This window comes from Gordonia soli NBRC 108243, assembly GCF_000334455.1.
In the GTDB taxonomy this organism is placed as follows: Bacteria; Actinomycetota; Actinomycetes; order Mycobacteriales; family Mycobacteriaceae; genus Gordonia; species Gordonia soli.
The window spans coordinates 160,755-178,797 of sequence record NZ_BANX01000005.1 but is presented as its reverse complement, the minus strand read 5'-3'; the positions used below and the strand labels follow the sequence as shown (position 1 = coordinate 178,797).

Sequence of the window (18,043 nt, the reverse complement as noted above, 5' to 3'; positions counted from 1 at the left end):
ATACCGTCGCTGCTCGTGGTGACCCCGCACAGGATTGCCCGTCCTCCACGGTTCGACGCATCGCAGCCGAGTGGATGGGTTCAGCCATCGGCGCGATAGGGATCGGGTCCCGGCATCGATGCCACCTGGTCGCTGAACCACGGACTCACCGCCCATGGCGTGCGTTCCACCATCTTCCACACATCCTCGACGTCGGCCCACACGTGCTCGGCCACCTCTTCGGGATCGGGCACGGGATCACCGACGGGGCGCGCGACGAACACCGGGCAGATCTCGTTCTCGACAACGCCCGATGCATCGACGGCCCGATAGCGGAAGTCGAGCAGCACGCACCGCAGGTCCGCCACGTCGAACCCGAGCTCTCGGCGGGCGTATCGACGGACGGCGTCCTCGACCGCTTCACCCGGGCGTGGATGACCGCAGTACGAGTTGGTCCACACGCCCGGCCAGGTCCGCTTGCCGAGCGCGCGGCGCGTCATCAGGATCCGTCCCTGCTCGACGACGTGACATGAGAACGCGAAGTGCAGCGGGGTGTCGGTGGTGTGCACCGTCAACCGGTCCGCGGTCCCACACGGACGCCCATCGGCGTCGGCGAGCACCACCAGGTCGTCGCTCATCGTCCTCGTTCTCTCGTGTCCGGCTCTCGACAGTCGTCGACGGGTGTTCGTCCCCGACGGTCCGATCAGATGGCCCGCACCGATTCCAGCAGCAATCGTCATCTGCCGTTCATCCAGCCCGTACCCGCTCGGCGTCGGTCTCGAAACGGACATCTTGCGCAGCCCGGCCCGGCACGGAAGAGTTCCTCCCGTGACGACTCTGCGGGTGCGCTCCGCGACAGCCTCCGTCCTGACCATCCTCCTCACGGTCGCGGCGCTCGTGTCCGCGGCACCTGCGTCCGCCGCCCCGACGGCGACCGCACCGGCCGGCTTCACAGCTGCCGAACTGGTCGGGCCCTACGCCTCCGACGTGCCACCGACCGGCACCTACGTCCCGGTGCTCGACGGGTTCGACGACCTCCGCCGCAACCACCCCGGCGTCATCGCGAAGAACCTGCGGACGGTGCAGCAGATCAACGCGTCGGCGACCCCCGCGCAGCGCGCCGACGCCATCGCCATCAACTACGACGACCGACTGGTCTCGCTGTCGTCGGCACTGGGCGATCGGCTCGGCGCCGCCTTCCGTGGACTGCTCGCATCGGGCAAGATGCCGAAGGTCTCGGCGCTCGCCGCCGGAGACACCGCCCGTGCCGGCCTCCCGCTCGGCACGACGTTGATCGAGAAGGAGATCTACGACAATCCCCGTCCGTTCGTCGTCGCACCGCGGTCCATCACGCGCTCCGACCGTCCGGGCGGACACCTGTACGCGGAACTGGTGAACAGCGGGTCGTACCCGTCGGGCCACACCAACATGGGCTACTGGAAGGCCGCGCTGCTGGCGTACTGGCTGCCCGAGCTCGGGCCGCAGATCATCGCCCGCGCCGGCGACATCGGCCGCAGCCGGATCGTGCTCGGGGTCCACTACCCACTCGATGTGATGGGTGGTCGGATCATGGCGCAGGACATCATCGCCGCACGCCTGAACGACCCGGCATTCGCGCGCCTCATCGACGCCGCCGGTGTGCAGCTCCGTAGTCAACTGACCGCCGCTGTCGGAGAACCGTTGTCGACGTTCATCTCCCGGGATCGGCAGTACCTGACCACGCAGCAGGCGGTGACCTCGCACCGCACCGACCTCACCTACGGCTTCGATGTCCTGCGACCGGGCCTGAAGAACTCGATCCCACCGTCGGCTGCTGCGCTGCTCCGTAGTCGCTTCCCGCGACTCACCGACGCCCAGCGCCTGGACATCCTCCGGCGCACCGCGATCCGGTCCGGATACCCGCTCGATCTCGCGGGCCCGAACGGCGGATGGGTGCGGATCGACCTCGCCGCCGCATACGCCGCGAGACCGTAGGTCGGGTCGGCACCGACTCGTGGCCGTGCAGTGTCACAGCTTCGGTGTCACAGCCGCGGTGTCACAGCGAGGCCGCGTCGATTATCGACTCGGCCTGCCGCTGGCGCCGCGCTCGGTGCCACGGATGGCCTACCGGGAAGAGTCCCGGTCGCACGGCTGTTGACCCGACCATGCAGATCGGTGACGCCGCACGGATGACCGGCTCCAGCGTTCGGTCACTGCGGCACTACGAAGCCGAAGGGCTGATAACTCCCGGCCGATGCGCCAACGGTCATCGCGACTACTGCCGCACCACCATCGACGATGTGGTCGTCATCCGTGGGCTCCTCGGCCACGGGTTGCCCATCCGCCTGATCCGCCGACTCTCCGACAAAGGGACGCGCCCGATTCGTGACGCGATCCTGGACCCGACCGAACCGGACCTCCGACGTGAGATCGAAGACCACGTCGGAGCGCTGACGCGGAGCATCGACGAACTCACACTGCGTCGGGACGCCCTGCGTGAGCTGCTCACACCGCCGGGCCCGATCATCGAGCCAGCGCGCTGACAGCAGAGCGTCGCGAGCAACACTTGACCTGACACCGGTGGCAGGTTCGTAGCGTCACGCCTATGTCCGACGAAATGCAGCGCACCGACCCGCTTCCCACGATCATGACGGCACTCGTCCAGTCGTCGACAGACGGCCCGACCGACATGCGGCTCGCAGAAGTCCCGACGCCCCGCCCCGGCGTCGGCGAGGTCCTGGTGCGAGTCGAGGCAGCCGGAGTGAACTTCGCCGACACCATGCAGACCCGCGGGGCCTACGGTGGCGGTCCGACACCTCCCTACGTCGCCGGATTCGAAGCAGCCGGAACGGTCGTCGCCCTCGGAACCGACGTGACGGACGTCCACGTCGGTGACCGCGTGATGGGTACCGGTGTCGGGGCTTTCGTGCAGTACGCCACTCTGCCGGCGAGTCAGTCCACCCGGGTGCCGAGCGGTTGGTCGTCGGCCCAGTCTCTGGGCATGGTCCTCAACTGGGGTACAGCACTGGCGGCACTCCGCATCGCCGACGTCTCGCCCGGTGACGTGGTCCTGATCCACGCCGCCGCCGGTGGAGTCGGTAGCGCAGCGGTCCGTCTCGCCGCCCACCTCGGCGCGCGGGTCATCGCCAGTGCATCTCCCGACAAGCACGACCGCGTCCCCGGGAATGTGTTCGCGTTGATCGATTCACGCAGTGCGGATCTCGCCGCCGAGATCCGCCGACACGCCGACTCCGTGGACGTGGTGCTGGAATCGGTCGGTCGGGCCACCCTCTCGGCCAGCTTGTCGGTGACCACGCCCTATCGAGGACGCATCGTCGTCTTCGGATCAGCATCCGGCCCCGCCTCGGTCACCGTCGACGACCTGGTGTTCACCCACCCGATCTCGGTGTCGGGGTTGCACATCGGGTCGTTTGCCCACCATCGCCCCACCAAGTTCGCGACCGTGATGTCCGAACTCACCACCCTCATCGGCGCGGGCGTGTACCCACCGGGCACTCCCGAGGTGCATCCGCTGACGGCCGGTCCCGAGGTCCTGGCACGTCTCGAGGCAGGAGCCACGAGCGGCAAGCACGCGCTGGACCCGTGGTACACGGGCAAGTAGGACTGGCTGTTGTCCGAGAACGGTTGTGCGGCACTGGCTGAACGCCGGTACGCGCAGTCGGCACCTACCCACCTGACCGTAAAGTGGGTACCTGACGAAATAGTGCGTTCTTCCGCCGGCGCCACCGACGCGGAAGCATTCTTCCCGACGGCACACCACTCGCTACCGGAGAAGACAATGACCGCATCACAGACGATCACGCTCATCGGACTCGGCCCCATGGGGCAGGCGATGACATCAGCACTGCTGTCCGACGGACGGTCGGTGACGGTGTGGAACCGCACCGCGGCCAGGGCCGACCAGGTGGTCGCCGCCGGCGCGACCCTCGCGGACACCCCCGCGGAGGCCGTCGCCGCAGGCGACGTGATCATCCTCAGCCTCACCGACTACCAGGCCATGTACGACATCCTGGGCGACGCGACCGCCGGACTCGCGGGAAAGACGCTGGTCAACCTGAGCTCGGACAGTCCCGAGCGGACCCGCGAGGCGGCCCGATGGGCGACCGATCACGGCGCGAACTTCGTGACCGGCGGGGTCATGGTCCCCGCTCCGATGGTCGGCACGGATCTCGCCTACATCTACTTCAGCGGTCCGGGAGAGACATTCGAAGCCATCCGCGACGTCCTCGAGGTACTCGGCAGGGCGCGCTACCTCGGCTCCGATCCCGGTCTGGCGCAATTGATGTACCAAGCACACCTGGACATCTTCCTGGGCACGTTGTCGAGTCTGATGCACGCTACCGCGCTGGTCGGCTCGGCGGGGATCTCGGCACGGGACTTCCTCGTCGACGCATTGCCGTTCGTCGGTGCGATCCCGGCGATGGTGGGCGACGGCGGTCCGGAGGAGGTCGGGGCGCTCATCGACGCCGACCTCCATCCCGGACATCTGAGCACCGCGACCATGATGGGCGCGACCGCCGACCACATCGTGCAGGCGAGCGAGGCGGCCGGCATCGACACCGGCTACCCCGCGGCGGTGGCACGGCACTATGCGCGCGCGATCGCCGACGGCCACGGGTCCGCCAACTGGACCGCGATCATCGAGGGCATCCGGGACCCGCAACCAGAAGGCGTGCCCGCCTGAGCGGATCGTCGGGCACGCTCGGCAGGACGAAGTCTGTACCCCAGCACGCGGCCGACGACATATCGTCGTCCGCGACCGGCGCCCGTACAGATCTCGTACCCAGCCGGGTGCGCGATGCCCCGCCGACAGCGCACGGTCAACGAATCCGAGCGCACGATCGACGGGCTGAGGATCGGACTACTGCCGCCGCATCTGCGGAGGAGTACGCTCAGCAGATGCTCAGATGCGGCGAACTCGGGAGGACGCGGCCATGACCGCGATCCGCATCCGCGATGCTGCCGACCTGCTCGGCGTCAGCGACGACACCGTTCGACGCTGGATCTCCTCCGGTCGACTGGCGGCGTCCAGCGACGCCGGCGCATCGACGGTCGACGGCGCACAGCTGGCCGCCCTGGCCCGCGAACGCGCGGTCGCCCCACCCGACGATGACGGCGTGCTGCGATCGGCGCGTAATCGATTCGCCGGCCTCGTCACCGACGTCACCGTCGACGGGGTCATGGCCCAGGTGCGGATGCAGTGCGGACCGTTCGAGGTCACGTCGCTGATGAGTGCGGATTCGGCCCGCGAACTCCGGCTCGCGCCGGGTTCGGTGGCCACCGCGGTGGTGAAGTCCACCACCGTGATCGTCGAGACGAAGCGAGACGACCTGTGAAGAAGATCCTCGCCGCCGGCGCGGCCACCGCCCTCCTCGTGCTGGCCGGGTGCTCGAGCTCCGACCAGTCGTCGGGGTCGTCCTCCAGCCCGTCCCCGACGTCCGGTGGCGTCCCGACATCGACGGATCTCAACGTCTCCGCGGCCGCATCACTGAAGAAGACGTTCACCGCGATCGCCGACGCCTTCGAGCGGGACAACCCCGGCGTGACGGTCAAGCTCTCCTTCGACGGATCGTCGACGCTGGTCAACCAGATCAAGCAGGGCGCCCCGGCATCCGTCTTCGCGAGTGCCGACGAGAAGAACATGACCAAGCTCGGTGACCGAGCCGTCGACCCGAAGATCTTCGCCACCAACACACTGGTCATCGTCACCGCGCCCGGTAACCCGAAGGGCATCCGGTCGGTCGCCGACCTGAACAAGGCGGATGTCACCACCGTCGTCTGCCAGTCGGCACAGCCCTGCGGCAACGCCACCGACCAGGTGGAGAAGAACACCGGGACCACCATCCGCGCCGCATCGGAGGAGCAGTCGGTGACCGCGGTCCTCACCAAGGTGACCTCCGGGCAGGCCGATGCCGGACTCGTCTACGTCACCGATGCCAAGGGGGCCGGCGACAAGGTCACCACCGTGGTGGACCCGGCGTTTGCCGCAGTGGTGAACAAGTACCCCATCGCCACCGTGCGCGGCGGGGCCGACGAGGCTGTGGCCAAGCAGTTCGTCGATGCCGTGCTCGGTCCGGCCGGACAACAGATCCTGGCCGACGCCGGCTTCGGGAAGCCTTGATCCGCAGACTCTTCGGGACCGGTCGCGTACCGGTCTGGCTCTACCTGCCCGCCGCACTCGGGGTCGCGCTCATCGTCCTGCCCCCGGTCGGACTGATCCTGCGGACACCATGGGACACCTTCGTCGAGCAGGTCACCTCCGAGGCGTCGCGACAGGCCCTCGTCCTGTCGCTGCAGACCGCCGCGGTCAGCACACTGCTGTGCATCGTGTTGGGGGTACCGATGGCGGTGACGTTCGCTCGACACGACGGGGTGCTCACGCGCGTGCTCCGTTCGCTGGTCCTGTTGCCCTTGGTCCTGCCCCCGGTCGTCGGCGGCATCGCCCTGCTGTACACGTTCGGACGTCTCGGCCTCGTGGGAGAACACCTGCGCACGGCCGGCGTCGACATCGCGTTCACCACGACAGCCGTGATCCTCGCACAGACCTTCGTCGCACTCCCGTTCCTGGTGATCAGCGTCGAAGGTTCGCTGCGCGTGGCCGGTACACGGTACGAGGAGGTCGCGGCGACTCTCGGCGCCGGACCATCCCGGACCCTGTGGCGGGTGACGCTGCCCCTGATCGTTCCCTCCCTCCTGGCGGGCGTGGTCCTGTCCTTCGCCAGGGCGATGGGCGAATTCGGCGCCACCGTCACCTTCGCGGGCAATGCGCCGGGCATCACCCAGACCGCGCCACTCGCGATCTACGTTGCCGAGATCGACGATCCCCAAGCCGCCATCCCACTGTCGCTGGTGCTGGTGGCGGTGTCGCTGATCGTGGTGGTCGCCGTTCACACGCGCCGCAGCAGCCGAACCGGTCAGGGTGCGCTGTGACCGCGGCAGACACCGCGCCGGGCGGACTGTCGGTGGAGGTCGAGAACACCGTGCCACGCCTCCATCTCGCCCATACCTTCGCCTCCGGGAGCACCACCGCGATCATCGGTCCCAACGGTGCGGGCAAGACGACCCTGCTCAAGGTGGTCGCCGGACTTCTCGCGGCGCGCACGGCGCGGATCAGCGTCGACGGCGAGATCCTCAGCGACGGGCACACTCTCGTGCCCACGCATCGTCGGGGTGTCGCACTGCTCTCCCAGGATGCCCGACTCTTCCCGCACCTGTCGGTGGCGGCCAATGTCGCCTTTGCGCCGTCGTCGCAACATCTTCCGCGCGCCGAGGTGCGCCGACGGGTCGACCGATGGCTCACCGCCACCGAAGTCGCCGACCTCGCCGATCGACGCCCCCACCAACTGTCGGGCGGTCAGGCGCAACGTGTCGCGATCGCCCGCGCACTCGCCGCGGAGCCGCGAATCCTGTTGCTGGACGAACCGTTTCGAGCGCTCGACGTCGACGTCGCCGGACGGCTCCGCACGCTTCTCCGCGAGCTGTTGTCCGACCGATCCCGCATCACCGCGATCGTGACCCACGACGTGGTCGACATCGTGAGCCTGGCCGACGAGGCGATGGTTCTCGACTCCGGTCAGGTGGTGGACAGTGGCTCCGTCGAACGAGTGCTGAGCCGCCCGTCGAACGTCTTCACCGCAGGTCTCGCCGGCCTGAACATCGTTGCCGGCACCTGGGACGGGACTGTTCTCACCGCATCCGACGCGACGGGCTTCGTGGGGGACGCGTCGCCGGATCTGTCGGCCGGAGACGATGCCACCGCGGTGTTCAGCCCCGAGGCGGTGGCCGTGTTCACGACACCGCCGACCGATTCCAGCTTCCGGAACATCCACGCGGCCACCATCACCCAGGTGATACCGCACGGCGGCCGACTCCTACTGCGGGCGACCGTGGGTCAGCACATCGTCGGAGCCGAGATCACCCGAGGGAGCTTCACCGACCTCGGCCTGTCCGTCGGCGACCATGTCCACCTGGCGGTCAAGGCGAGCGCGGTGCGGGTCCACTGATCGGGGAGACCCTGCCGGCGCAGCGCAGTGGGACGGACTCAGCGGGTGAGGGCGGCCGTCGTCGCGGCCGTGACGGCGGTGACGATGCCCACCGCCGGCCACGCGCCGACCTTCTTCGCCAGCGGATGCGACAGACCGAATGCGCCGAGGTAGGTGGCCAGGAGACCACCGGCGACGGCCGGGCCACGGGTCGAGGCCCACTGTCGGGTGCTCCACCCACCTGCGGCGGCGAGCACGATGCCGCCGAGCTCGCGTCGGCCGCTGTAGCGGGCCGCCGCGAATCCACCGACCAATCCTGCTGCCACCACGGGAACCGTCACATCCACTGCCATGCCGACCACGGTACCGGCGGTCCGACGTCGCCCATCACATGTGGTCGACGGCCGCCGACACCTCGGCGAAGTTCGAGTAGAACTCGAGCGGGGTGTGCCGGATGGCCGTCACGGTCGCGGGATCGGCGCCGTTGCGCTCGGCCTCGGCCGGCAGATCTTCTTTTGTCGGCCGGATAACCGACGGTGTCCAGCGCCGCAGCAGTCGAGCGCGGTCGGTTCTGTCTTGCTCGAACATCATTGGTTCCCCTCCGCCCTCGCGGCGTCCGTGCACGAGTTCGATGCGGCGGGTACCCGACTGTGGTTGCTCCAAAACCCCACCGTGACGGCACTTTCGGATGCGTAGGGTGAAGGGGTGGGCGACACACGACGATGTCTGGTTACCGGCGCGACCGGGTATGTCGGCGGCCGGTTGGCTCCGCGACTGCTCGCTCGCGGCCATTCGGTCCGCGCATTGGCGCGCACGCCGTCGAAGCTGACGGATGCACCGTGGACCACCGACGACCGGGCGCAGGTGGTCCGCGGCGACCTGTCGGACCGCGACTCACTACTCGAGGCCTTCACCGACATCGACGTCGTCTACCACCTGGTGCACTCGATGAGCACCTCGTCCGACTTCGCCGAGGAGGAACGACGGTCGGCGGAGAACGTCGTCGCCGCGGCCCGGGAGCGCGGCGTGCAGCGCATCGTCTACCTCGGTGGGCTGCATCCCCCGGGCGTCGACCTGTCCGAGCACCTCGCATCGCGCGCCGAGGTCGGCGAGATCCTCATCGACAGCGGGATAGAGACCGTCGCCTTGCAGGCGGGCACCCTGATCGGGTCGGGGTCGGCGTCGTTCGAGCTGATCCGGCATCTCACCGAGCGTCTGCCCGCGATGACGACCCCACGGTGGGTGCACAACAAGATCCAACCGATCGCGGTGGCCGATGCGCTCCACTATCTCGTGGAGTCGGCGACCGCCCCGGTACCGACATCTCGCACCTGGGACATCGGCGGACCCGACGTCCTCGAGTACGGCGACATGATGCAGATCTACGCGGAGATCGCCGGGTTGCCGCCGCGGCGGATGATCGTGATCCCGGTGCTGACGCCGACCGTCGCGAGCCGGTGGGTGCGGCTGGTCACCCCCATCCGCGGCAGCATCGCCCGGCCGCTCATCGAGTCACTCGAGTGCGACGCCATCTGTCGGGAACACGACATCGACGACGTGATCGCCCCACCGACCGGCGGTCTGAGCACGTACCGCGCTGCGCTGGCCGCGACCCTGGACCGCGTCGAACGCGGCGACACCGAATCGGGCTGGCAGCACGCATCGGCCGATGTCCCTGCGTCCGAACCTCTTCCGACCGATCCACCCTGGGCGGGCGAGGAGGTGGAGGTCTCGACGCTGCGTTCGGCAGTGCCCGGGACGGCCGAGTCGGTGTTCGAGTCCTTGTCCCACTCGACGCCCGGCGGCGCCCGGGTGGTGTTGTCGGAGCCGCCATCCCGATTACGGGTGCGGCTCGACTCCCGCGCTCCGGGTAGAGCTTTCATCGAGTACGCGCTCCGCGACGCCGGGTCGCCGGGCGGGTCAGCCGGCGGCGCAGGGACCCAAGACCACGTGGTGGTCACCACGACGACGGTGTTCGCGCCGCGAGGGCTCGTCGGCCTGCTCTACTGGAAGTTGGGAACCCCGTTGCGCGCCCTGGGGATACCGATCGCCGATCCGTTCCGGTGAGCACGTCGGGGTCGGGGTCGGCGGCTCGTCGCAGCTCGGCGTTGTCGGATTCCTGACACCTGAGCGGCCCGAAGTGTGCACACACCCGACCGCGCCCCGCTCACGTGCCAGAAATCCGGAAACCTCCGACAACGGCCACCCCGGCCACCCGAGTTGCATCGACTACAGGTGGTCGACATCGCTCCCGAACCGCGTCTCCGGCCGCAGGATCTCGGGGACCGAATCGTCGGCGAGCCCGCGGGCGAGCAGCGCACCGAGCGCGGGTCCGTGTTTGAACAGGTTGTGGCCGGCGAGAAACCAGCGATCCCCGGTCCGCCAGACGGCCACACCGTCGTCGCCCCAGGGCAGTCTCGTCACCCAGCAGTGCACGAGATCCGTCGGCTCGGGGTCGAGACCGGGTAGCGCACGCTCGACGTATCGACGGACACGGCTCACGTGCTCGGCGAGACCGTCGGGCTCGAGGACGGCACCGTCGTCGCGCGCGGCGACGGCCTCGGCCAGGCCGACTCCGTAACGCGAACGATCGGGGTACGCGGCGGCGTAGACCCCGGCCTCGCCGAAGGCGCCGCTCCCGTCCTGCAGGGTCGCCAACGATCCGACGTCATCGCGCGGTCGGAATGAGGCGCGGACGTGTGCACGGACCTCGATCGGTGGCGCGAGCCCGGCGCCATATGCGAGCGGTGCGGTTCCGCGTCCTGCGCACACGATGACGGCTCCATGGCCGCCTCGATGGGTGCCCGCGAGCACCTCCACCCCGCCACTCTCGGTCTGGCGCACACCGAGCACGGTGTCGGAGACGAGTCGCGCCCCGACCTCGCTCGCGAGCAACTCGATCGCGGTCCGCGTCGCGATCGAGCCCGCCGTCCGGTCGAGCATCGCCGGACCGTCGAAGTCGGCGAGGACCGGTAGCCGCGTGGCCAACTCGTCACCGCCGATCTCTTCGGCCTCGATCTCGGGATGCTCCCGCATCACGGCCAGCCGTCGGGCGACGGCATCGCCCAGTGCCAGCGCGCCGTCACGGGAGATCAGCTGTCGACCGAATCGGTCCTCGAGCTCCGCCCATCGACGCCGGGACTCGACCGCGAACCCGACCATCCGCGGGTCGTCGTGCGCGTGCCGGAAGATCCGCGATTGCCCCGCGGACTGCCCGCCCCCGGGAGTGCCGGACTCGTAGACGGTCACCGAGAACCCGGCCTGCAGAAGATGATGGGCGGTGGACAGACCGACGATGCCGGCCCCGATCACCGCCACGTCCGACGTCGTCGCCATCCCTCCGACGCTACCGCCCGGTGATGGTCGCCGGCTGCCGTCCGACCAGCGGTTCGACGTCGGCGAAACCGCGTGGCAGGGATGTCCCCGGACGGGGACAATGGTCAGGTGCCAAGCCATGACATCGAAGCAGTCGCGCCGGCCCCGACCACCAGGGCCGTCCCGGCGATCGTGCTCGTCTCCGGAGAGCACGCGGATGCACTACTCGTCGATTTCGCCCGTTACCAGCACGAATACCAGGTGACCTGCGCGCGGTCCGCCATCGAGGCGATCGCGCTGCTCGGCAGGTTGCGCAGTGAGAACCACCCGGTGGCGCTGATCGTCGCCGACTCCGAACTACCCGACATGAACGTCCTCGAGGCCATCACGACGTTCCGCACCATCGTGCCGACCGCCCGACGGATCGTCGCCATCCACTGGGGCCGGTTCGGCGAGCACAGTGACGCTCTCCGTCCCGCCCTGCAGAAGGGCAAGTTCGACACGTACCTGTTGATGCCGCGAGGCGTGCGCGACGAGGAGTTCCACCAGGCGGTCACCGAGTTGCTGTCGGATTGGGGCGCCACGGTACCGGTACCCGAGGTCGACACCGTGCGCATCATCAGCCCGAACCTCACCCCGCTGACGATGGCGTTGCGCGACTTCCTCGATCGGATGGGGATGCCGAACCGCACATACCCACCCGACAGCTCCGAGGGTCGGGCGGCGGCCGAGCTCTTCGGTGAAGCGCTCCGCTTCCCGTTGGTGCACTCGTTCAAGGGTTCAGTCGACGGCACGGTCTGTTCACCCGACTCGGTGCACGACATCGCGATCCTGCTGTACGGCCGCCCCGACGACGTCGAGGAGGACTCGATCGTCGACCTCGCGGTCATCGGTGCGGGTCCGGCCGGTCTCGCCGCGGCCGTGTACGGCGCATCCGAGGGCTTGTCGACGGTCGTCATCGAGTCCGAGGCCATCGGCGGCCAAGCCGGCACCAGTTCGATGATCCGCAACTACCTGGGGTTCCCGCGCGGGATCTCCGGGATGCGGCTCTCGCAGCGGGCCCGCACCCAGGCGATGCGGTTCGGTGCACGGTTCTACACCGGCTGGCCGGTGGAGCGGTTGGAGGCGGGGATCGACGGCGGTGCGCATCGGATCATCACCGACGGCGGAACGGTGCTGGCGCGGTCGGTGGTGATCTCCACCGGGGTCGCGTACCGACGTCTGGGCGTCCCCGGGCTCGAATCGCTCGTCGGAGTCGGCGTGCACTACGGCGCGGCGATGGCCGCGGCCCGCGAGATGGAGGGGCGCGACGTCGTCGTCGTCGGTGGCGGCAACTCGGCGGGCCAGGCGGCGATCCACCTGGCGCGGTTCGCGCGGTCGGTGACCATCGTGATCCGGCGCGCCGACCTCACCGAGACCATGTCGCAGTACCTGATCGGCGAGATCGCTTTCAACCCTCGCATCACGGTGCGTCCGTCGTGCGAGGTGGTCGACGGCGGCGGCGAAGCCCAACTCGAGTGGCTGACCCTGCGCGACCGCAACACCGGCGCGGAGGAGCGCCGACCGGCCGGTGGCCTGTTCCTGCTGTTGGGTGCGGCACCGAACTGTGAGTGGCTGCCCGGTGAGGTCGAGCGCGACCACAACGGTTTCGTCTTCACCGGACGGGACGTGCCGAAGGGGCGGTGGCTAGACGATCTGCCGCCGCCCGATCTGGCCACCAGCGTGCCCGGGATCTTCGCCGCCGGAGACATACGCGCGGGATCGATGAAGCGTGTGGCAGCCGCCAGTGGTGAGGGATCGAGTGTGGTCCCGTTCGTCCATCGATGGCTGGAGACATTGCGCACCGAGCGGGTGGACGCCTCCACAGGGTGACCCGGGCAGGGTGACTCAGGGCAGGATGACAGCGCGAGCGGGCGGCACCGGACCGGGCTGTCCGGGAAGGGACGGACCTGACCGATGGGCACGCCCGATCGGGGAGACGGGAAGCGACGATGTCGCGCGACGTCCTCCCCGGCATCGAGGCACCGTCGCTCCCCACCTCGCGCGTGTATTCGCACCGATTCGCGAAAGCGGATTGGTCACTTGCTGTGTGACATATATCGCAGATGGTTAGCAGGGCGAAAGCATCCGTCGGCCCAGGTCGCACCGACACAGCGAATCCCACCCTACGTCTCCTATATCTGCAGGTCAGCCGCGTCTCAGAAAGGTCATCGGTCGCGCTCTGAAGGTCGATCTGCCTGCGGGACGGTAGATCTCGGGGCTCGTCGGACGACCGGCACACTCAGGTTCGGCGGTTAGGCTCGGCCCATGGGCTTCGTGGGGAGGCGGGCCTCCGGGGAGGTGCGCCCTCCCCGGCGAGCAGCTGTGGGGGTGCGGTTCACGGCCCGAGGACCAACGGTGACAGCCGGCCGGGCGGCGTCGCCGTCAGGCCCTGTCGGCGGGTCGTCGCCGCTGGGACGCGCTGCCGCCACGTCGGCCGCGCTCGGCACAGCCGTCGTCGCCATCGGTGCAGCTCTCGTCGCAGACGCCCATCCTTCGCACATCGCCGTGCTCGCACTCGCCGCCGCTGCGCTCGCCGTGCTCCGATTCTTGTTCGCCGGTGCCCACAACGGATTGTTCTCTGTGGTCAGCGGCGCGATGGTCGCGCAACCGGCCCTTTACGCGTCGCTGGAACTGCTACCGGCCCTCGGCGCCGCGGGCCCCGTGTCGACCGTCACCGGCCTGCACATCGCCGTCACCACGACCGTGGTCGCAGCCGTGACGGGCGCACAGTCGATGTGCCTCGCAATCGCATCCCCGACTGTCAGTCGGTTGCGTCGCGCGCTCGCGAGCATCCCCGCCGACGCCGCTCGGGGACGTACCTCAGGCCGTCACCCGCTCGCGACACGACGACTGGTCGGAGCGATGTGCGTGGCCACCTCACCGGGTCGCAGTCCACCGGGCTCGCCGGTCGCCCTTCCCGTCTGACCCGGTTGCGCCCAAACCTCGCCCGACGGCGCCTCCCTTCCGAGGTGGGCACGCGAACGAAGCACACCACAGCCGGATGCCGCGATCGGTGCACGCACACCATCGCGCCCGGCACCACTCCGACCTCGCGAGGCATCAATGACTTCTTCACTGTCCGTACCGATCCCCGGCGTCAGTTGGCGGCAGTTGCCACCGGTCGCACGCAGCTATCTGAGCCGCGCCAAACGCCGCGTGGTCGGCGCCCTGGACGACGTACTCGGCTCCTCCCCCGACACCGTTCTCGCGACGCCGGAGACCAGGACGCCGTCCGGGCGTGTGGTCCGACTGCGACGCCCGATGATCGCCGATGCCGACGCGTGGCGCCGGGAACGGCTGTACAGCCGTGACGTCCTCGAGCCGTACTGGCCGTCGTCACGATGGCCGTGGCGTGACCGACACTCGACCCGCGCGTGGATCGACGAGTGCGTCGACTGGCGTCGGCGAACCCGGAACGGCGCTGCTTTCCCGTCGGTCATCGAGGTCGACGGCGAGTTCGCCGGACAGTGCAACCTGGAGTGGATCGACGGCGACAACGGCACCACCGAGGTCGGGATCTGGATCTCGCGGCGGTACGTCGGCGACCGAATCGCCTTCGCCGCCATCAGCCTGGTCATCGATTTCGCCTTCGACACCCTCGACCTCCAGCGCATCACGGCGCCGATCCACGTCGACAACGCCGCCGCGCAGCACCTCGCCGACCGGACCGGATTCGTCCGCGAAGGCACGATGCGCAACTACACCGACGCGGGAGGGGAACGTGCCGACCACGTGCTCTACGCCCTGACGCGTCCCGACCGTCGAAGCCACGACCTGCCCTGATCGATCGAGGCGGCCGGTCGTTGGGCCGCAGGCAGTCGCAGTCGCAGTCGCCGATTCCCCTATTGCGTGCGCAGATGCGCACACATAGGCTCCTCTCGGAACGAGAGGGGTGTTGCCGTGTGGACAGTGCTCGCGAACCGCACCTTCCGGCGGTTGTTCGTCGCACAGGTCATCGCGCTCGTCGGGACGGGTCTACTCACCGTCGCCCTCGGGCTGCTCGCCTACGACCTGGCCGGCGGATCGGCGGGCGCGGTCCTCGGCACCGCATTGGCGATCAAGATGATCGCCTACGTGACGGTTGCCCCGGTGGTCACCGCAGTCACGGCCCGCCTGTCGCGGACCACCGTCATGGTCTCGGCCGACGGCATCCGCGCAGCGATCGCGCTGCTGCTGCCCTTTGTCGGTCAGACCTGGCACATCTACGTACTCGTCTTCGTGTTGCAGGCGGCATCGGCCACCTTCACGCCGACATTCCAATCGGTGATCCCGACAGTCCTGGCCGACGACGAGGACTACACGCGGGGACTCTCCCTCTCCCGACTCGCCTACGACACCGAATCGCTGGTCAGTCCGCTGGTCGCCGGCGCACTGCTGCTGGTGATCTCCTACGACCACCTCTTCGTGGGAACCGCGCTCGGGTTCGTCGCATCGGCGATCCTGGTCCTGTCCTCCGGTTTGCCCCGACGCTCGACGACCACGCCGCTGAGGTCCCGGATGACCGGTGGCATCACGACGATGACCCGACGGCCGGCATTGCGCGGGGTGCTCGCACTCGACCTGGTGGTCGCCGCCGCAACCGCGCTCGTCCTGGTCGACACGGTCGTCTACACCCGCGGCATCCTGGGGGCTGCCGAGGTCGGCGTCGCGATCGCCCTGGCCGCGTTCGGCGTCGGCTCGATGACCGTCGCACTGGCGATGCCCCGGCTACTGCGCCACCGCACCGACCGCCGCGTGATGCTGACCGGAGGCGCCGTCGTGCCGGTCACCCTGGCCTCGATCGCGCCGTTGTCGGCCGTCACCCCAGGACCGGTGGTCGGCTGGATCTGGCTGTCGGCGAGCTGGATCGTCCTCGGCGCCGCGACGTCGGCGATGCTCACGCCCTCGGCGCGGGTGCTGCGCGACGAATCCACCGACGCCGACCGAGCATCGATCTTCACCGCGCGCTTCTCCCTCTCGCACGCCTGGTTCCTGCTGACCTATCCGATCGCGGGATGGGTGGGCGCGGCGGTCGGACAGGTCATCGCAGCACTGATCCTGGCCGCGCTCGCTACACTCGCTGCGTCGGCAGCGGTCCGACTGTGGCCGGTCCGGGCCATCGACCGACACGAGGTCGGCGTAGGAGGGTGATGAGGATGGCCGGGATCTCCGACGACCCCTCCGGCACGCCCAGCCTGTCGCACCCGGCGTCGCCCGACGCCCAGCGACTCGATGCCGCGACCCGGACCTTCCAGATGCTCGCCGACCCCACCCGTCTGCACATCCTCTGGCTGCTCAGCGAGGGCGAAGCGGATGTCAGCGCACTCACCGAGTCCTGCGGGGCGTCGCGAACGGCGGTCAGTCAGCATCTCGCGAAGCTGCGATTCACCGGGCTCGTCGACACCCGCAAGGACGGGCGTCGGGTCATCTACCGCATCCGCGACGGCCATCTCACCCGGCTCGTCCGCGAAGGCCTCAACCACGCCGACCACTTCGTCACCGGCGAACCGCCGCACGCCTGACCCCCGTCGATTCGGTAGTACGAAACGGTCCTGAGAGTCGTTCCGTACTACCGAATCCGGTCAGGCGAGTCCGCGCACCGCATCGACGAGACCGTCGGCTGCCACATCGAGGAACTCGTCGGGGTCGGGACCGGCGTTCAGCAACGTCAGATTGTCGAACCCGGCATCGGCGAAGCCGCGTGCGTTCTCGAGGATCGCGTCCCGATCGGATCCACACGGCATCGCATCGGCGACGTCGGACTCCCGAACGGTTGCCGTGGCAGCTTCGAAGTTGATCGGATTCGGCAACTCGGCCTGCACCTTCCATCCGGTGATCCCGAACCGGAACTTCGCATGCGCGCTGCGCACCGCGGCATCGACATCCGGCGAGTACGAGAGCGGCACCTCCGCGTAGTGCGGGCCGTCGCCGCCGCCCGCCGCGCGAAACGCGGTGACCAGATCGGCATCGGGCTCGGTGGCGAACAGACCGTCGGTCAGCTCGCCCGCGAGCGTCGCGGCATTGGTGCCACCTGCGGCGAGCACGATGCGGATCGGTTCGTCGGGCAGGTCGAAGACCCGGGCGTCGTCGACGGTGATGTGTGCACCGCGATAGCTGTGATATCCGGGCTCCCACAGCAACGTGATGGCCTCGATGGACTCACGCAACATCTCGTGCCGCACCGCGACCGACGGCCATCCACGTCCTACGATGTGCTCGTTCAGGCTCTCGCCGGAGCCCAGTCCCAGCGTGAACCGACCGTCGGAGAGCACCGCCGTGGTCGCAGCCGCCTGCGCAATGATCGTCGGGTGGTACCGCAGGAACGGGCACGTCACGCCGGTCGCCAACTCGATGCGTTCGGTACGAGCGGCGATCGCGGCCAACATCGACCACGCGAACCCCGAGTGGCCGTGACTGTAGAGCCACGGGTGATAGTGGTCGCTGATCTCGACGAAGTCGAAGCCGACCTCCTCGGCTCGGACCGCCTGACGCACGATCTCCTTCGGGTCGTGCACCTCGGCCATCAGCTTGTATCCGACTCGGATGGTCATCTCTCGCCTCACAATCTGTTCGCACGTCCCGGCGCCGCAGTCTTTGGGCCCGCTCACTCCGTTCCCGGCGCCCAGCTTCAACCGGCCCGCTCACTACGTTCCCGGCGCCGAAGTGTTGACCGGCCCGCTCACTCCGTTCCCGGCGCCGTAATCTCTCGGCCCGCTCACTCCGTTCCCGGCGCCGTAGTCTTTCGG

The 18,043-nt window shown here is 68.9% G+C and carries 19 protein-coding genes; 14 read left to right on the top strand and 5 right to left on the bottom strand.

Features of this window, described 5'->3' with window-relative positions; translation table 11 throughout:
- Positions 1 to 80: 80 nt before the first annotated feature.
- Entirely contained in the window at positions 81 to 617 is a 537-nt protein-coding gene (gene idi, locus GS4_RS03780) for an isopentenyl-diphosphate Delta-isomerase (protein ID WP_007617667.1), read from the bottom strand.
- Positions 618 to 807: 190 nt separating this feature from the next.
- Here idi and GS4_RS03775 point away from each other — a divergent pair, with 190 nt between their 5' ends.
- The 8 genes from GS4_RS03775 (at position 808) to GS4_RS03740 (ending at position 7,982) form a co-directional block, all read left to right on the top strand.
- On the top strand, positions 808 to 1,953 hold the full coding sequence (locus GS4_RS03775; protein ID WP_007617665.1) for an acid phosphatase: 1,146 nt from the start codon (positions 808 to 810) through the stop codon (positions 1,951 to 1,953).
- Between the two features lie 170 nt (positions 1,954 to 2,123).
- The gene (locus GS4_RS03770) at positions 2,124 to 2,501 is read left to right on the top strand and encodes a MerR family transcriptional regulator (protein WP_007617654.1); all 378 of its coding nucleotides are present in this window, start codon (positions 2,124 to 2,126) and stop codon (positions 2,499 to 2,501) included.
- Between the two features lie 62 nt (positions 2,502 to 2,563).
- Positions 2,564 to 3,580 (top strand): alcohol dehydrogenase catalytic domain-containing protein, encoded by a 1,017-nt coding sequence (locus tag GS4_RS03765; protein ID WP_007617653.1) that lies wholly within the window; start codon positions 2,564 to 2,566, stop codon positions 3,578 to 3,580.
- A gap of 177 nt (positions 3,581 to 3,757) precedes the next feature.
- On the top strand, positions 3,758 to 4,663 hold the full coding sequence (locus GS4_RS03760; RefSeq protein ID WP_040509420.1) for an NAD(P)-dependent oxidoreductase: 906 nt from the start codon (positions 3,758 to 3,760) through the stop codon (positions 4,661 to 4,663).
- A gap of 250 nt (positions 4,664 to 4,913) precedes the next feature.
- Complete coding sequence (locus tag GS4_RS03755) at positions 4,914 to 5,315, top strand: TOBE domain-containing protein (protein ID WP_007617651.1); 402 nt, start codon at positions 4,914 to 4,916, stop codon at positions 5,313 to 5,315.
- Positions 5,312 to 6,100, top strand: coding sequence for a molybdate ABC transporter substrate-binding protein (gene modA / locus GS4_RS03750; RefSeq protein WP_007617650.1), 789 nt, complete (start codon positions 5,312 to 5,314; stop codon positions 6,098 to 6,100). The genes GS4_RS03755 and modA overlap by 4 nt, the downstream gene beginning before the upstream one ends.
- Positions 6,097 to 6,909, top strand: coding sequence for an ABC transporter permease (locus tag GS4_RS03745; RefSeq protein ID WP_007617649.1), 813 nt, complete (start codon positions 6,097 to 6,099; stop codon positions 6,907 to 6,909). The genes modA and GS4_RS03745 overlap by 4 nt, the downstream gene beginning before the upstream one ends.
- Positions 6,906 to 7,982 carry a sulfate/molybdate ABC transporter ATP-binding protein gene (locus GS4_RS03740; RefSeq protein ID WP_007617648.1) on the top strand — a complete coding sequence of 359 codons (1,077 nt, stop codon included), beginning with the start codon at positions 6,906 to 6,908 and terminating at the stop codon, positions 7,980 to 7,982. The genes GS4_RS03745 and GS4_RS03740 overlap by 4 nt, the downstream gene beginning before the upstream one ends.
- A 38-nt stretch (positions 7,983 to 8,020) precedes the next feature.
- On the opposite strand, the gene GS4_RS03735 is transcribed toward GS4_RS03740, so the two are convergent.
- Together GS4_RS03735 and GS4_RS03730 are read right to left on the bottom strand one after the other, a co-directional pair.
- Entirely contained in the window at positions 8,021 to 8,314 is a 294-nt protein-coding gene (locus GS4_RS03735; protein WP_040509533.1) for a hypothetical protein, read from the bottom strand.
- Between the two features lie 34 nt (positions 8,315 to 8,348).
- On the bottom strand, positions 8,349 to 8,552 hold the full coding sequence (locus tag GS4_RS03730; RefSeq protein WP_040509418.1) for a DUF2795 domain-containing protein: 204 nt from the start codon (positions 8,550 to 8,552) through the stop codon (positions 8,349 to 8,351).
- Positions 8,553 to 8,666: 114 nt separating this feature from the next.
- Between GS4_RS03730 and GS4_RS03725 the strand changes: the two genes are divergently transcribed.
- Positions 8,667 to 10,028 (top strand): NAD(P)H-binding protein, encoded by a 1,362-nt coding sequence (locus GS4_RS03725; protein ID WP_007617645.1) that lies wholly within the window; start codon positions 8,667 to 8,669, stop codon positions 10,026 to 10,028.
- Positions 10,029 to 10,190: 162 nt separating this feature from the next.
- Here the strand turns inward: GS4_RS03725 and GS4_RS03720 are convergent, their stop codons facing one another.
- On the bottom strand, positions 10,191 to 11,297 hold the full coding sequence (locus GS4_RS03720; protein ID WP_007617643.1) for an NAD(P)/FAD-dependent oxidoreductase: 1,107 nt from the start codon (positions 11,295 to 11,297) through the stop codon (positions 10,191 to 10,193).
- A gap of 81 nt (positions 11,298 to 11,378) precedes the next feature.
- Between GS4_RS03720 and GS4_RS03715 the strand changes: the two genes are divergently transcribed.
- From GS4_RS03715 to GS4_RS03695, 5 genes are all read left to right on the top strand, one after another.
- Entirely contained in the window at positions 11,379 to 13,148 is a 1,770-nt protein-coding gene (locus tag GS4_RS03715; protein ID WP_007617641.1) for an NAD(P)/FAD-dependent oxidoreductase, read from the top strand.
- A gap of 525 nt (positions 13,149 to 13,673) precedes the next feature.
- Complete coding sequence (locus GS4_RS03710; RefSeq protein WP_007617626.1) at positions 13,674 to 14,243, top strand: hypothetical protein; 570 nt, start codon at positions 13,674 to 13,676, stop codon at positions 14,241 to 14,243.
- A gap of 138 nt (positions 14,244 to 14,381) precedes the next feature.
- On the top strand, positions 14,382 to 15,101 hold the full coding sequence (locus GS4_RS03705; protein ID WP_007617624.1) for a GNAT family N-acetyltransferase: 720 nt from the start codon (positions 14,382 to 14,384) through the stop codon (positions 15,099 to 15,101).
- A gap of 117 nt (positions 15,102 to 15,218) precedes the next feature.
- Positions 15,219 to 16,448: an MFS transporter gene (locus tag GS4_RS03700; protein WP_007617622.1), complete on the top strand. Its 1,230-nt coding sequence runs from the start codon at positions 15,219 to 15,221 to the stop codon at positions 16,446 to 16,448.
- A gap of 5 nt (positions 16,449 to 16,453) precedes the next feature.
- Entirely contained in the window at positions 16,454 to 16,819 is a 366-nt protein-coding gene (locus GS4_RS03695) for an ArsR/SmtB family transcription factor (protein WP_007617620.1), read from the top strand.
- Positions 16,820 to 16,879: 60 nt separating this feature from the next.
- Here the strand turns inward: GS4_RS03695 and GS4_RS03690 are convergent, their stop codons facing one another.
- Entirely contained in the window at positions 16,880 to 17,842 is a 963-nt protein-coding gene (locus GS4_RS03690; RefSeq protein WP_040509528.1) for a TIGR03557 family F420-dependent LLM class oxidoreductase, read from the bottom strand.
- Between the last annotated feature and the right edge of the window lie 201 nt (positions 17,843 to 18,043).

Excerpts from the sequence above, each read along its gene's own strand:
- idi (WP_007617667.1), bottom strand. The coding sequence starts at position 617 with ATGAGCGACGACCTGGTGGTGCTCGCCGACGCCGATGGGCGTCCGTGT.
- GS4_RS03770 (WP_007617654.1), top strand. The coding sequence starts at position 2,124 with ATGCAGATCGGTGACGCCGCACGGATGACCGGCTCCAGCGTTCGGTCA.
- GS4_RS03765 (WP_007617653.1), top strand. The coding sequence starts at position 2,564 with ATGTCCGACGAAATGCAGCGCACCGACCCGCTTCCCACGATCATGACG.
- GS4_RS03760 (WP_040509420.1), top strand. The coding sequence starts at position 3,758 with ATGACCGCATCACAGACGATCACGCTCATCGGACTCGGCCCCATGGGG.
- GS4_RS03755 (WP_007617651.1), top strand. The coding sequence starts at position 4,914 with ATGACCGCGATCCGCATCCGCGATGCTGCCGACCTGCTCGGCGTCAGC.
- GS4_RS03735 (WP_040509533.1), bottom strand. The coding sequence starts at position 8,314 with ATGGCAGTGGATGTGACGGTTCCCGTGGTGGCAGCAGGATTGGTCGGT.
- GS4_RS03730 (WP_040509418.1), bottom strand. The coding sequence starts at position 8,552 with ATGATGTTCGAGCAAGACAGAACCGACCGCGCTCGACTGCTGCGGCGC.
- GS4_RS03720 (WP_007617643.1), bottom strand. The coding sequence starts at position 11,297 with ATGGCGACGACGTCGGACGTGGCGGTGATCGGGGCCGGCATCGTCGGT.
- GS4_RS03715 (WP_007617641.1), top strand. The coding sequence starts at position 11,379 with ATGTCCCCGGACGGGGACAATGGTCAGGTGCCAAGCCATGACATCGAA.
- GS4_RS03705 (WP_007617624.1), top strand. The coding sequence starts at position 14,382 with ATGACTTCTTCACTGTCCGTACCGATCCCCGGCGTCAGTTGGCGGCAG.
- GS4_RS03695 (WP_007617620.1), top strand. The coding sequence starts at position 16,454 with ATGGCCGGGATCTCCGACGACCCCTCCGGCACGCCCAGCCTGTCGCAC.